10 protein-coding genes are annotated in these 12,393 nt (G+C 66.2%); 5 read left to right on the top strand and 5 right to left on the bottom strand.

Going from position 1 to position 12,393, the window contains the following annotated elements; translation table 11 throughout:
* The first annotated feature begins 269 nt into the window (after nucleotides 1–269).
* Nucleotides 270–3,017, top strand: a complete 2,748-nt coding sequence (locus tag G0A00_RS25335) for an Ig-like domain-containing protein (protein ID WP_164185311.1) — start codon at nucleotides 270–272, stop codon at nucleotides 3,015–3,017.
* A 99-nt stretch (nucleotides 3,018–3,116) separates the two neighbouring features.
* Here G0A00_RS25335 and G0A00_RS25330 read toward each other — a convergent pair whose 3' ends face one another.
* On the bottom strand, nucleotides 3,117–4,061 hold the full coding sequence (locus tag G0A00_RS25330) for a LysR family transcriptional regulator (protein WP_235953354.1): 945 nt from the start codon (nucleotides 4,059–4,061) through the stop codon (nucleotides 3,117–3,119).
* A gap of 46 nt (nucleotides 4,062–4,107) precedes the next feature.
* On the opposite strand from G0A00_RS25330, the gene G0A00_RS25325 reads away from it, so the two are divergent.
* Nucleotides 4,108–4,965, top strand: coding sequence for an NmrA family NAD(P)-binding protein (locus tag G0A00_RS25325; RefSeq protein ID WP_164185313.1), 858 nt, complete (start codon nucleotides 4,108–4,110; stop codon nucleotides 4,963–4,965).
* Nucleotides 4,966–5,008: 43 nt separating this feature from the next.
* Here the strand turns inward: G0A00_RS25325 and G0A00_RS25320 are convergent, their stop codons facing one another.
* From G0A00_RS25320 to G0A00_RS25310, 3 genes are all read right to left on the bottom strand, one after another.
* Nucleotides 5,009–5,971: a Gfo/Idh/MocA family protein gene (locus G0A00_RS25320; RefSeq protein ID WP_164185315.1), complete on the bottom strand. Its 963-nt coding sequence runs from the start codon at nucleotides 5,969–5,971 to the stop codon at nucleotides 5,009–5,011.
* Between the two features lie 162 nt (nucleotides 5,972–6,133).
* A complete protein-coding gene (locus G0A00_RS26840; protein WP_164185317.1) occupies nucleotides 6,134–7,708 on the bottom strand; it encodes a GTPase in 1,575 nt (524 codons plus the stop codon).
* Nucleotides 7,695–8,768, bottom strand: coding sequence for a YcjF family protein (locus G0A00_RS25310; protein ID WP_164185319.1), 1,074 nt, complete (start codon nucleotides 8,766–8,768; stop codon nucleotides 7,695–7,697). The genes G0A00_RS26840 and G0A00_RS25310 overlap by 14 nt, the downstream gene beginning before the upstream one ends.
* Before the next feature lie 325 nt (nucleotides 8,769–9,093).
* Between G0A00_RS25310 and G0A00_RS25305 the strand changes: the two genes are divergently transcribed.
* Nucleotides 9,094–10,497: a tannase/feruloyl esterase family alpha/beta hydrolase gene (locus tag G0A00_RS25305; protein WP_164185320.1), complete on the top strand. Its 1,404-nt coding sequence runs from the start codon at nucleotides 9,094–9,096 to the stop codon at nucleotides 10,495–10,497.
* A gap of 82 nt (nucleotides 10,498–10,579) precedes the next feature.
* On the opposite strand, the gene G0A00_RS25300 is transcribed toward G0A00_RS25305, so the two are convergent.
* Nucleotides 10,580–10,915 (bottom strand): helix-turn-helix transcriptional regulator, encoded by a 336-nt coding sequence (locus G0A00_RS25300; protein ID WP_164185321.1) that lies wholly within the window; start codon nucleotides 10,913–10,915, stop codon nucleotides 10,580–10,582.
* Between the two features lie 118 nt (nucleotides 10,916–11,033).
* Between G0A00_RS25300 and arsB the strand changes: the two genes are divergently transcribed.
* Together arsB and G0A00_RS25290 are read left to right on the top strand one after the other, a co-directional pair.
* Nucleotides 11,034–12,083: an ACR3 family arsenite efflux transporter gene (gene arsB, locus G0A00_RS25295; RefSeq protein WP_203595513.1), complete on the top strand. Its 1,050-nt coding sequence runs from the start codon at nucleotides 11,034–11,036 to the stop codon at nucleotides 12,081–12,083.
* On the top strand, nucleotides 12,080–12,393 hold a 314-nt coding region (locus G0A00_RS25290; RefSeq protein WP_235956771.1), incomplete at its 3' end, for an NADPH-dependent FMN reductase. The genes arsB and G0A00_RS25290, both read left to right, overlap by 4 nt.

Here is a 12,393-nt window from a genome sequence, read left to right as displayed (position 1 = left end):
CAAAGCCGTGAATCATGCTGTTCCCGCGAAATCAATGCATCCTGAGCCTAGGGGAGGAGTGTGCCCTGTCGCGGATGTGTCCCACTCCTTTGACCTGCGAGTTGCCGCGCATGCAGGCATCTCCAGAAACGGAATGTTTCCGAAAAAACTGAAGGAATTTGCGAGGCCGTCGCCTTTTTGGTCTTCACCCCGACACAGTTCCGCCATGGGTGAGCCCTCTCATCCCTCAAGAGAAGTTGATTTGTCTTGATTTTTCGAGGGGGAACCAAATGGCCAGAAGCATTTCCTTTGTCGTCGAGGGTGACGTCGACACGCTGATCACAATCACCGAACAACCGGATGGCACGCTGAAATTCGAGCTGGAAGCGCTCGGGTCAGGCTTGCTGGGGGATCTCCGCGGCCTGTTCTTTGATCTCGCAGATCCGGTCGACGGCAGCCCGCTCGATTTGTCCACGCTGACCGTCGCGGAGGAGACCCTTCTTGAGGGCGAAATCCAAGACCCTGCCCAGCTGGTCTCGGCCACCGCTTTCGCCGAGGCTGGCGTCGACACGCTCGGCCGCGACGCGAACATCAAGGGAAAGGTTGCCAACGCCTATGGGCGCTATGATGCGGGGATCGCCTTCGGCACGCCCGGCAAGGGCAAGGATGACATCCAGTCGGTGAGTTTCACTCTGTCGACCACGGATGGTCCGCTGTCTCTGGATATGCTGGATCTCACCGATTTCGGGCTCCGCTACACGTCGGTGGGCACGTCCGGCGGGCCGCGGAACGGCTCGGCGAAGATCGGCGACATCTCCAGCGGCGTGGCACGCAATGATGCCTTCGAGGTGGACGAAAACAGCGACGGCACCGTCGATTTGCTGGCCAATGACACCAACGGTGTGCAGGCCGACGGGACGCGCAAGTCGGTGATCTCGGTCACCGACGCGCTTGGCCCGCTGACCGCGACGGCCTCTGGGTTTGCGCGCACTGTGGTGATCGACGGGCTTGAACTGGGCACGCTGTCGGTCAGTGGCGATGGCTTTGCCAGCTTCGTGGCGGATGGGGCGGATGTGGACAAGCTTGGTCACGATGCGATCAAGACGCTGACCTTCACCTACGAGAGCGAGGGAACCGACGGCAGCCTCGCCACGGCTGACGTGACGCTGACGGTAGATGGGCAGAACGACCAGCCGATCGCGCAGGACCTCGCGTTTATGGTGGGTGAGGATGATGCAAGCAGCCCGTTCATACCGTCGCTGAGCGGGGACGGTATCACCGAGGCGTTTGTTGCGAGCGATATCGATATCGGTGACACCCTTACCTACCAAATTATCTCGGCTCCGGTGGACGCCCTTGGTCACCAGTACGGCGAGGTGATCAACAATGGCGACGGCACCTTCACCTTCAATCCGCTGGACAACTTCCAGTTCCTTGAGGAGGGGGAGACCCGCACGGTCACCTTCCAGTATGTGGCGCGCGACGACAGCGGTGTCGGCACCTCACCCACGGGGACCGAGGAAAGCGATACCTCGGTGCCCAGGACCGTGAGCGTGACGGTCCTTGGCGCCTATGATGCGCCCACAGAGACGGCCGAAGACCTGCTCTTTGTCACCGAGGACCAGAGCATGTTCGGCACCGGGGCGGCCATCGTCTTCGACGACCCGCTGCCATTCCTGGGCTTCGACGAATACGCCAGCCTCAACGCGACGATCCTGAATGGCGCGACCTTCTCGGGCGGTGTGCTCGAGGGCATTCTCGGCGGGATCGAGGCGGTGGCGCAGGTGTTTGCCGACATCGGCTGCGGCATCGTCAACTTCTTTGGCGGAGATTGCGACGTCGATGTCGAACTGCCCGATTCCATCTCGACACCCAGCCTTGGCACCACCGGCTATATCGACGCGAAGGTCGGGCTGCAGCCCTACTTCGAGCTGACCACCGGCGATGTCGATGCTTCGGTGCCGGTTTCGGTGGTCTTCACGGCTCCCTATCAGGTTGAAGAGTCGGAGACCTTCACCATCGGCTCGTCCTATTCGGTGGACGGGGCAGAGTTCCAGACCATGAGCCCCAACGTCAGCTTCGGGCTCGACTTCGTCTTCGACATCGCGGCCAGTCTGGGCATCGAGATCGGCGCCTCGACCTTCGGCGCGGCGCAGCTGATCAACCTCTTCTCCTTCGACACGGCGGATATTGCGGGCTTCACGGGCAAGCTCGGCGAGCCCGGGTTCAACATCTTCGACTTCGACGCAGCCGATGATCTGGAGGCCACGATCCCGTTGCCCGCAGGCAGCGAGCTCAGCGTGAACTTCCCGGTGATCGAAACCGACAGCACCGACGCGCCCAATCCTTCCGAGGAGGTGCTGACCAGTTCGGGCGAGGATGACATTGCCGTGCTCGATATCGACATCGACGGTCTGGTCTCCGCGCTGCCCTATGTGCCGCCCTTCGGCGATGAAGACTCCGTGGGCCTTACGATCGACATCGCCGGAGCCTCGGTGAACCTTCTGTCCTTCGAATGGGCCTGGGACATCATCGCGGTGAACCTGATCAACACGCTCAAGGTTGTGCAGGATTTCACCATGACCATCGACGAGCTGCCGCTTCTTGCCACCTTCGAGGATGGGTCGGTGATTGATGGCCTGAAGGTGGGTGACGATCTGACGGTCATCGCGCCGGACGAGTTTGTCTTTGATCCCGAGGTGGACGGTGACGCAGACGGGCTCGTGGATTTCGACATCGACATTGATATGGGTGCGATCTTCGACAACCTCTCGACCCTCGGCTTCGATATGGAGCTGTTTGTCGGCCTGCTGCGGTTCACCGGCGGGATCACCTCGGACTTCTTCTCGGACTCCACCTTCAGCCTGTTCCCGGGTGGAGAGCCAGGCACCGACGACGACTTTGCTTGGAGCGAGACCTTCAACTTTGTCGAGGATTACACGCTGGCGACGCTCTTCGACGACGAGTTCGCGCTTGAAGGCTTCGAAGGCAATGCAATGACCTCTGACACGGTGCTGGGCGCCTACGACATCGCGTAGCAGGAAGCGGCGGGAGCGCGCCGGCGGCCTGTTCCTTTGGCGCCTCGTCCTTGCGAGGCGCCGCCGCCTCTGGTGCAGGCTAAGACGGGCTAGGACAGGTCAGGATTGGGCGGTCGCGCCGATCCGGGCCATTTCCTCGGCCAGAGCCTGACGCACGCGGGCGATGCGCGGCACCTGCCGCAGCGCTTCGGGCACCACCAGCCAGACCGGCAGCGCGGGCAGGCGGAGGAACTCGGCGATCCGCTCGACCCTTGGATCGGCATCCGCGATCACGCGCTGGAAGCCGCCCACGCCGCAGCCTGCACAGACCAGCGCCCAATTGACCAGCTGATCCTCGCAGCGCAGCGGAAAAGTCTCGCGGCTGGCGGTCCAGCCGTTCTCGGCCATCAGTCTTTGCATGATGTCAGACCGCCCGTAGCCCACAAAATCCATCGCCTTGAGCGCCTCCAGCGTCTCGGGACGCCCGGCGCGGTCGAGGTAGCTGCGCGCCGCGTAGAGCCCCAAGGGCAGGTCGGCCACCTTCTGCGCCGAGAGATCGCCGCGCTCCGGTCGGAACATGCGCAGCGCGATGTCGGCTTCGCGGTGCAGCAGGTTCTCGGGCAGGTCGGAGGCGACGAGGTCGATGCGGATGCCCGGCTCTTCTCTGCGCAGCCGGGCAAGAAGCTGCGGCAGATGCCAATGCGCCACCACCCGCGCGGCGGTGAGGCGCACGGTGCCTTCGAGCCGCGCGCTCGCCCCGGCGGCGGTCAGCGAGATGCGGGCTGCGGCATCCTCCATCTGCTGTGCGTGCGCCAGCAACTGGTGGCCCATCGGGGTGAGGGTTTGCCCCTCGGGGCGGCGGGTGAAGAGGGGCTGCTCCAGAGCCTCTTCCAACGCGCGCATGTGCCGACCCAACGTGGGCTGGCTGATGCCGCTGCTCCGCGCGGCCGCCGACAGTGAACCGGCGCTGGCGACGCGGACGAAGCTTTGCAGAAGGGACCAGTCGAGTTGCCGAATATCCATGCATTCATGAATGGGCAGCTTGCAGTTTTTCGCAATCCCCATGCGATAACTTCCGTGGGAGGATGGCCCCGCAAGCACAGGAGGCATCATGTCACGCAGGGTTCTCATCCTTGGTGCGTCGGGCCATTCCGGCAGCGCTTTCGCCCGCGCCTTTGCCGAAGACGGTTGGGACGTGCGGCGCTACCGCCGTGGCGACGACCCGGCCCGGGCGGCGCAGGGCGCAGATCTGATCGTCAATGCCATGAACCCGCCGGACTACCACGACTGGGCGCGGCAAATTCCCGCGATCACCGAGCTTGCCATGACGGCGGCACGGGCCAGCGGCGCGCGGGTGCTCATTCCCGGAAACGTCTACGTCTTTGGCCAAGAACCCGCGCCTTGGTCCGCCGAGACCCCTCACCATCCCTGCAGCCGCAAGGGGCGGATACGCTCCGATATGGAAGCGGCGTGGCGGGCCTCCGGGCTTCCGGTCACCATTCTGCGGGCGGGGGATTTCATCGACGGCGCGAAGCCGGGGCTGATGATGGGGCGGGTGATGCTGAAACATCTCGGGCAGGGAAAGATCACCGCCCTCGGGCCGCCCGACGTGCGGCGCGCCTACGCTTACCTGCCCGATGTCGCCCGCGCAGCGGTGGCGCTGTCACGCAAGGACGACCTGCCGCGTTTTGCCGACATCCCGTTTCCGGGGCACAGCTTCAGCCTGACCGAGATGGCCTCCGAGATCACCCGGCAGACCGGGCAGGACCTGCGCATCACCCGCTTTCCATGGTGGACGCTGCGCATGGCCTCCCCGGTCTGGGAGCTTGCGCGAGAGCTATATGAGATGCGCTATCTCTTCGCACATCCCCATTGGCTGGATGGCGCGGCGTTTGAGGCGGCGGTGCCGGAGTTCGTCAAGACGCCCTTCAGCGAGGTTGTCGCGTCCCATCTGCCGGGCAGGTCCTGAGTAGGGCCGCGCCGCCGAGGGGACGGCGGCGCGTAGGGCCGGGTCAGGCCTTGCCGCGCAGCATCTCTTCGACCAGCCGCTGCACCTGCAGCGCTTCGCGCGGGGTGGCCAGCCGGTGCGGTTTGCCCGCGACGCAGAGCTGCAGATCGTCAAGCTGCGCCCGCAGCGCCACGGCGCGCGGATCGGCGGGGGCGGGCGCGACCGGGGTAAAGCCCGCGCCGGTGGAGACGGCTTCATCCGAGAAATTCGAGACGCGATGGCTCGCCGCGCTGCCCTTCACGGTGAATTCCTGCCGGTCCTCTTGCGCGCCGCCGACGCTGGCGAGGATCGAGACAGGCAGCCCGGCTGCGTTTTCCAGACGCGCAAGCAGCGCGATCTCGCAGAGCGCGGGATCGGCGGGGTAGGAGGGGCGTGCCCAGACCACCGACAGCGGGCCGAGGATACGCTGGCTGAAGAACAGGAAATGCGACAGCACCTCGCGTGTCATGCCGCCCTCGTCGCGGAACCGCAGCCAGTCCGCCGCCGTCTGCCATGCGCGCGGCCACGCGGCATAGGTGACCACCATGTCGACGCCCACCAGATCGCCCATCTTGCCCGCCTGCGCGGCAGTGGAAATATTGGCCAGAGCCTCGCCTGCGGCCTGCGTGAAGTTCACCGCCGCGGGCACCCGGCTGGCCTCGAGCTTGGCGACGAGATCCTCGCTGGCGGCCACATCGACACCGAGCGGCTTTTCGAGGAACACCGCCTGTCCCGCATCGGCGGCGGCCAGCGCGTAGGCCATGCGCGGCACCGGCGGGCAGGCGAGATAGACCAGATCGGCGCCCGCCATGGCCTCTTCGGCGGTGGCCGCGACGGTGACATCGGGGGCCATCTGTCGCGCCGCGTCACTGGCCTCGGCAGACGGATCCCACATGGCGCTGACGGTATAGCCCTCGTGCAGCTGCATATGCTCGAGCATCCGCCGCCCCATGATCCCGAGGCCGATGATCGCCGTTTTCACTGCCATGGTGCTGTCCTTCTTCTGCGCGTGGCTGCCGTGCCGGTCCACCTTGAGCGGCGGCGTCTCTACCTCGCACGGGGATGCAGCCGTGGGTAGGGGAGATCGGCGCATGACCAAGCGTCCGCCGCTCTGGTGGCGGGGCACAAGTCATGGCCTTCGAAAGAGATTTCAGGGCTGCGCGTCGTCCTCCGACGCGTCGTTTGCATGGGTGTATTTGCGCCCAAAGGCGGTCAGCGCGCCGCGCAGACCGCGGCCCGCACGGGACGTTTCCTTGAGAACGCCGGTGGTCTTGCCCTCGATGCGCAGGCGGTTGCGCTGGGTGTCGAGCGCCGGACCGAGCAGGCTTTCGATGCGGGCGCGCAGCCGGTCGACGTTCCAGTCGGGTTCGGTGAGCACGACGGGGATGGTGTTGGCGGTGACGCGGGCGTCGGCGATGTCGGATTGCACCGCCGTAACCACCTCTGTCACGCGCTCCATCGCCTGATCGTCCAGATGCCCCTCGGGCACGGGCCAGACGCTGAGCAGTGCGTCGACGCAGGAGATCGCCACGACCACCGGGGGCATGCGCCGCCGCGGATCGCCGGAGACAAGCGCGCGCAACTCGGCGATGGTGGCGCGGTCGATCTCGCGCGCGGGGCGGTTGGCGCGCACGGTCCAGATGATCAGATCGGCGCGCGCCAGTTCCGCGGCGACCTTGCTGGCGAGTTTGGCGGACCCGTCGAGGCCGGGCATGTCGAGCAGCATGGTCTCGACCCCGTCGAACTCGGTGGGGTAGGTGCGGGCCTCGTCGGTGGTGGGGATCACGTCGACCTCGGCCAGATCGCTGCCCATAAGCGCGTTGATCAGGCTCGACTTGCCCGCGCTGATCTGACCCGCGACGGCGACGCGAAGCGGCATGTCGCTGGCGGCGAGGCGGGCACGGTCAAGCTCGCTGGAGGCAAGCCCCAGATCGAGCAGCTCGGAATCCGAGAACTTGAGCCGCCCGGAGTAGAGTTCCACCGCCGCCGCCGCGACCTCTTCGAGCAGCAGGGCCTGCAGGATCGCGGTGCCCTCGCTGGTGACAAAGGACGAATGGCCCTCGGCGATGACCCCTTCGATCTCGCGCAGGATGGCGGTGGGCAGGGATTTGACCGCGCGGATCACCCGCCACGCGTTCCAGCCGTGTTTCTTCACCTTCATCGCCACATCGCGCCGGTCCCACAGCCAAAGCAGCGTGCCGACCGAGATGCTGTCGGAGAAGGGCACCTTGTCGCGGATGTCGGACCGCAGCCGCACCGCCACCCGGTCGATCAGCAAAAGAGCCTCGGGGACGGTGAAATCGAGCACGCCGCGCTCGCCCTTGCCCGAGGCGGCGGCGACGCGTTCGACCACCTCCTGCGCGATCGGCTGCAGATCGGCCCACGGTAGGGCCGCAGAGGTCTTTTCGGCGATAAAGCCCTGCGCGGCCTTGAAGGCGGTGATCTCGCGCTCGCTCCACGACGGGTCGATCCTTGCATGCAGCTGATCGGGGCGGGGCGTGTCCTCGGCGCCCTTGGAGCGCAGCCAGATACGGATCAGTCGGATCGCCGCCACCAGCCCGCCCAGAGAGATCGAGGCGACGATGAACTCGATCAGCCAGCCGTGCTCGATCATCCACGCAAAGCCCGCGATCATCGCGGCGACGAAGGGCAGGGCCAGCGCCGCGACGGCGAGGAACCGGTCCCAGCGCAGCAGGACGGGGCGCAGGCGCTCAGTCAGCTTCATCCGAAGACCTCTTGAAGGCGCGCTGGTAGACCTTGCGCAGTTCCTCTTCGCTCGGCGGGCTGTCCTGCGCGGTGCGGTAGAGGAAATAGGCCGCCGCCCGGCCTAGCGCGTAGGTCGTGGCAAAGCTGATCGCCCCGGCGGTGGCGGCGCCGACCGTCTGGCCATAGACCGGGATCAGTTTCGCCAGTTCGCGCAGGCCGAAATTGGCGGCATAGCGCGCGCCGACGCTCAGCCCCATGGTGCTGAGGAAGGCGGCACCAATCTTGCGGTCCCATTTCACACCATAGCGCAGGCCCAGCTCGTGCAGCATCTTCATCTGCGTGACCGGCACCGCCACCATGCCCACAACCGGCGCGATGTCGCTGGTCAGCGCGACGCCCGCGTAGGAGAGCACGCAGCGCTTGTGCTTCTGGAACTCCAATTGCTCGGCATCGCTGGCGCGGGTCTTTTCCAGCAGCAGCCCGGCGGCGGGCAGCGCGTCGAGCAGATGGTGCCGCAGCGCGTCGAGCCCGACGGTGTCGGTGGTCTCATTCGGGGCCAGCGACAGGCTCACACGTGGCAACTCGCGCCGGGCGGCGCGGGTCATCTGTGCGGCGATGGTGCGCTCGGCGCGCTCAAGGGCTTCGGGGTCGGGGATAAGGTCCTTGCCGGTCAGCACGAGGATGGCGCGCATGTCCTTGTCGTGCGCGGCGATGTCGCCCAGAGCATCGGCCACCACCCCCTGCACCGGATCGTCGAGCCGGCACAGCACCAGCAGCACATGGCTGCGGTTGCGGCAGGCCGCCAGATCGTCGGCGGGATCATAGCCCGCCTCGCCAAGGCCGCGGGTGTCCAGAAACCGTACCAGAGGGTCTTCGGGCGGGAAGTCGTAGCTGTGCGCAGAGCGCGTGCAGGGCTGGAAACCATTGCCGATCTCGGCGTCCGATTGCTCGGTCAGGGCCCGCACCAGCGAGGATTTCCCGGCGGCGGTCTTGCCGAGCAGCCAGACCACGGGAAGCACGCGGTCCTTGCTCTGGTCTTTGGTCTGGCCTGTCGAGCGCCTGAGTATCTTGTTCAGCATCTTCCGTCCGTTCCGCGGCTCACCCGTTCCGCCTGCAAACGCAGGTTCCGCCAAAACGCCGCGCGGTTCAACATGACGCTGCGGTGGCGGCCCCTTGGGCAAGGCGCACTGTGCGTGCGGCTTATGCCTTTGGCGGGGCAAGGCCCTTTCTCCCTCCCTCCAAGATAGGTCGCGCGCGGCGCAGGCAAATTCCGCCCCGCTGCGCGGCAAAGAGAGCGGGCAGCCCGGTAACCCTGCGGCAGCCACGCGTAGGACCCCCAAGAAACTCTTGAGACGATTGGATTCGCGGGTAATTCTACTCATGGGAGAACGAGGGAGGAACTCCATGAAACTCAGAGCCGCGACGCTGGCGCTGCTGGCCAGTGCGTCCTATTGCTATGCCGATCAAACCCCCGAGGAGTGCAGCGCCCTGCGCGACACGGTCTTTCCGGGCGGGTATGTCACCTCGGCGCGGGTGCAAAGCCCGGAGGGGCTGCCGCAATACTGCGAGGTGCGCGCCACCGCGCTGCCCGCGATCTCGATCGAGGTGCGACTGCCGCTCTCGGGCTGGAACGGCAAGTTCTATCAGGCCGGCTGCGGCGGGTTCTGCGGCATCCTGGGCCGCGCCGATGGCGGCGAGTCCTGGGTCAACGCCATGCGTCCGGGGCTGGAGCGCGGCTATGCCACCGCCACCTCCGACAGCGGCCATTTCGCGCTGTCGGTCACCGAGGCCACATGGGCGCAGGACAACCCGAATGCCGAGCGCGACTGGGGCTGGCGTTCGATCGGCGAGACCAACCGCGTGGCGCAGGTGATGATCGACGCCTTCTATGGTGCCCCTTCGACGCAGGCGATCTTCCAAGGGTGTTCCACCGGCGGGCGCATGGCGCATGTGGCGGCGCAGCGCTATCCCGAGATGTTCGACGGCATCATCTCGGGCGCTCCGGCGATGGATTACACCGGGCTGGTGGGCACGGCGATGTCATGGGTGCTGCAGGCCAATACGGCGGCGGATGGCAGCCAGATCCTCGGGCCCGATGAGGCCGCGAAGATCGGCGAGGCGGTGCTGCAGCAATGCGATGCGACCGATGGCACCGAGGATGGGCTGATCGCCGACCCGCGGGCCTGCGAGGTGGATTATTCCGGCCTTGGCCTCACCGAGCCGCAGCTTGAGACGCTGGCGAAATGGCGACAGGGGCCGCGCGATGCGGCGGGTGAGCAGCTCTATCCCGGCGGCATTCCCGAAGGGTCCGAGCCGTTCTGGTGGCTCTGGCTCACCGGCAACGCGGAGGGCGCGGGCAAGCTGGTCTCGGGCTTTGCGGGCGGCTTCACCCGGCATATGGCCTTTGCCGACGATCCCGGCACGGAGTATTCGCCGCTGGAGTTCGATTTCGAGGCGGACCCGCTGCGCATGACCGAGGCCGCGGCCGTCTACAATGGCGACAGCCCCGATCTCTCGGCCTTCCGCGAGGCAGGCGGCAAGATGATCGTCTATCACGGCTGGGCCGACGCCATCGTGACGCCTTACAAGACCGTCGAATGGTATGAGGCGGCTTCCAAAGCGGCGGGCGGCGAGGCGACGCTGGCCGAGAGCGTGAAGCTCTTCATGGTGCCGGGGCTCGACCATTGCGGCATTCTGTCAGGGCCGGACGGGCTGAACTGGTCCTCGCTCGACCCGATGTCGCCGCTTGAGGCGTGGCTGAACGACGGCACCGCGCCCGATACGATCATGGCGCCGAAAGTCGAGTAAGCCCTTGTGCCGCCCGCCGTGGGCCTTTGGTCTTGGCGGGCGGCCTTTTTTTCCCGGTTTGGGCGCTGGGCGCCGGGTGGGGTCAGTCGGCGCATCCGTGGGGCAGGGCGGCAGGCAGGCCGCAAGCCTCCGGGTTGCCGCCACAGCAATCGTCCAGCAGGAACCGCACCAGCCCGTCGACCCCGCCGAAGTTCGGCGCGTAGAGGATTTCCTTCTGCCGCCGCGTGGCGGTGACCAGCCCCGCACGTTTCAGGATCGACAGGTGCCCCGACAGGGTCGAGGGCTTGGCCTCCAGCCGCCGCGCGATATCCAGCGCGGGCACGCCCTCTGGCCCGTCGCGAACCAGCAGGCGAAACACCGCGAGGCGGGTTTCATGGGCGAGTGCGGCAAATGCGTCGATGGCGGCGTCTTGTTTCATATTTCGTCAATGCCCGAAATGACGAAGCTTGACAAGCGGCAGGCGGCTCCGTACCCCAAGAGTCAATTCGGATTTTTCCGAAATGATGATTGGCGCCTTGGCTGGAGACCAACGAGACATGACCGACACCACAGCCCCCTCCCATGACCCGATGGGCCGTTTCGAACGCCTGCTGACCCTCTGGGTGGCGCTGGCCATGGTGGCGGGCATCGTCATCGGGCTGCTCGCGCCGGGGCTGGTGCAGGCCATTGCCGCCGCCGAGATCGCCTCGATCAACCTCGTCGTCGCGGTGCTGATCTGGGCGATGGTCTATCCGATGATGGTGGGCGTGGACTTCGGCGCCGTTGCAGGGGTGGCGCGCCAGCCCAAGGGGCTGCTGGTGACGCTGGTGGTGAACTGGCTGATCAAACCCTTCACCATGGCGCTGCTGGCGGTGCTGTTCTTCGAGCATGTCTTCGCGCCGTGGATCGCCCCCGAGGACGCCGCGCAATATATCGCCGGGCTGATCCTGCTGGGGGCGGCGCCCTGCACGGCAATGGTCTTTGTCTGGTCGCAGCTGACGCGCGGCGATGCCACATACACGCTGGTGCAGGTCTCGGTGAATGATCTGATCATGGTGGTGGCCTTTGCCCCCATCGTCGCCTTCCTGCTCGGCGTGACCGAGATCGCCGTGCCGTGGAGCACGCTGGTGCTGGCCACCGTTCTTTATGTGGTGCTGCCCCTGCTGGCCGGGCTCGCGACCCGGCGGATGCTGGGCTCGCAGGAGGCGATCGACGCCTTCACCGCGAAGATCAAGCCGCTGTCGATGATCGGCCTGATTGCTACGGTCGCGATCCTCTTTGGCCTGCAGGGCGAGGTGATCCTCGCCGAGCCGCAGGTGATCGCGCTCATCGCCGTGCCGATCCTGATCCAGAGCTACGGCATCTTTGCGCTGGCCTATGGCGCAGCCTATGCGCTGAAGGTGCCGCACCGCATCGCCGCGCCCTGCGCGATGATCGGCACCTCGAACTTCTTCGAACTGGCGGTGGCGGTGGCGATCAGCCTCTTCGGCCTCAACTCCGGCGCGGCGCTGGCCACCGTGGTCGGCGTGCTGGTCGAAGTGCCGGTGATGCTCTCGCTGGTGGCATTTGCCAACCGCACCCGCGCGCGTTTCCCGAGCGCGCAATGACGATTACCAAGGATCCAGATATGGCCGACACGCCCAATATTTCCCAAGAGTGCTTCCGCCCGGTCGATCCGGCGGCGCTGTTCCCCGCGACGCGCAGCACGCATAGGCCGCGCATCCTCATCCTTTACGGCTCGCTGCGCGAGCGCAGCTTCTCACGTTTCGCCGCCGAGGAGGCCGGGCGGCTGCTGGAGACATTCGGCGCCGAGGTGCGTATCTTCGATCCGCGCGATCTGCCGCAGACCGACACCACCGGGCCCGATCACCCCAAGGTGGCCGAGCTGCGCGATCTGGTCACCTGGTGCGAGGGCAT

It is taken from the genome of Salipiger sp. PrR002 (assembly GCF_010500775.1).
Lineage (GTDB): Bacteria > Pseudomonadota > Alphaproteobacteria > Rhodobacterales > Rhodobacteraceae > Salipiger.
Note: the sequence above shows the minus strand (reverse complement) of the source record. Positions and strands in the feature narration are given on the sequence as shown.

Bases quoted from the DNA above. Each gene is read 5' to 3' on its own strand.
- G0A00_RS25305 (WP_164185320.1), top strand. From the start codon at position 9,094: ATGAAACTCAGAGCCGCGACGCTGGCGCTGCTGGCCAGTGCGTCCTAT.
- G0A00_RS25330 (WP_235953354.1), bottom strand. From the start codon at position 4,061: ATGGGGATTGCGAAAAACTGCAAGCTGCCCATTCATGAATGCATGGAT.
- G0A00_RS26840 (WP_164185317.1), bottom strand. From the start codon at position 7,708: ATGAAGCTGACTGAGCGCCTGCGCCCCGTCCTGCTGCGCTGGGACCGG.
- G0A00_RS25300 (WP_164185321.1), bottom strand. From the start codon at position 10,915: ATGAAACAAGACGCCGCCATCGACGCATTTGCCGCACTCGCCCATGAA.
- G0A00_RS25335 (WP_164185311.1), top strand. From the start codon at position 270: ATGGCCAGAAGCATTTCCTTTGTCGTCGAGGGTGACGTCGACACGCTG.
- G0A00_RS25320 (WP_164185315.1), bottom strand. From the start codon at position 5,971: ATGGCAGTGAAAACGGCGATCATCGGCCTCGGGATCATGGGGCGGCGG.
- G0A00_RS25310 (WP_164185319.1), bottom strand. From the start codon at position 8,768: ATGCTGAACAAGATACTCAGGCGCTCGACAGGCCAGACCAAAGACCAG.
- arsB (WP_203595513.1), top strand. From the start codon at position 11,034: ATGACCGACACCACAGCCCCCTCCCATGACCCGATGGGCCGTTTCGAA.
- G0A00_RS25325 (WP_164185313.1), top strand. From the start codon at position 4,108: ATGTCACGCAGGGTTCTCATCCTTGGTGCGTCGGGCCATTCCGGCAGC.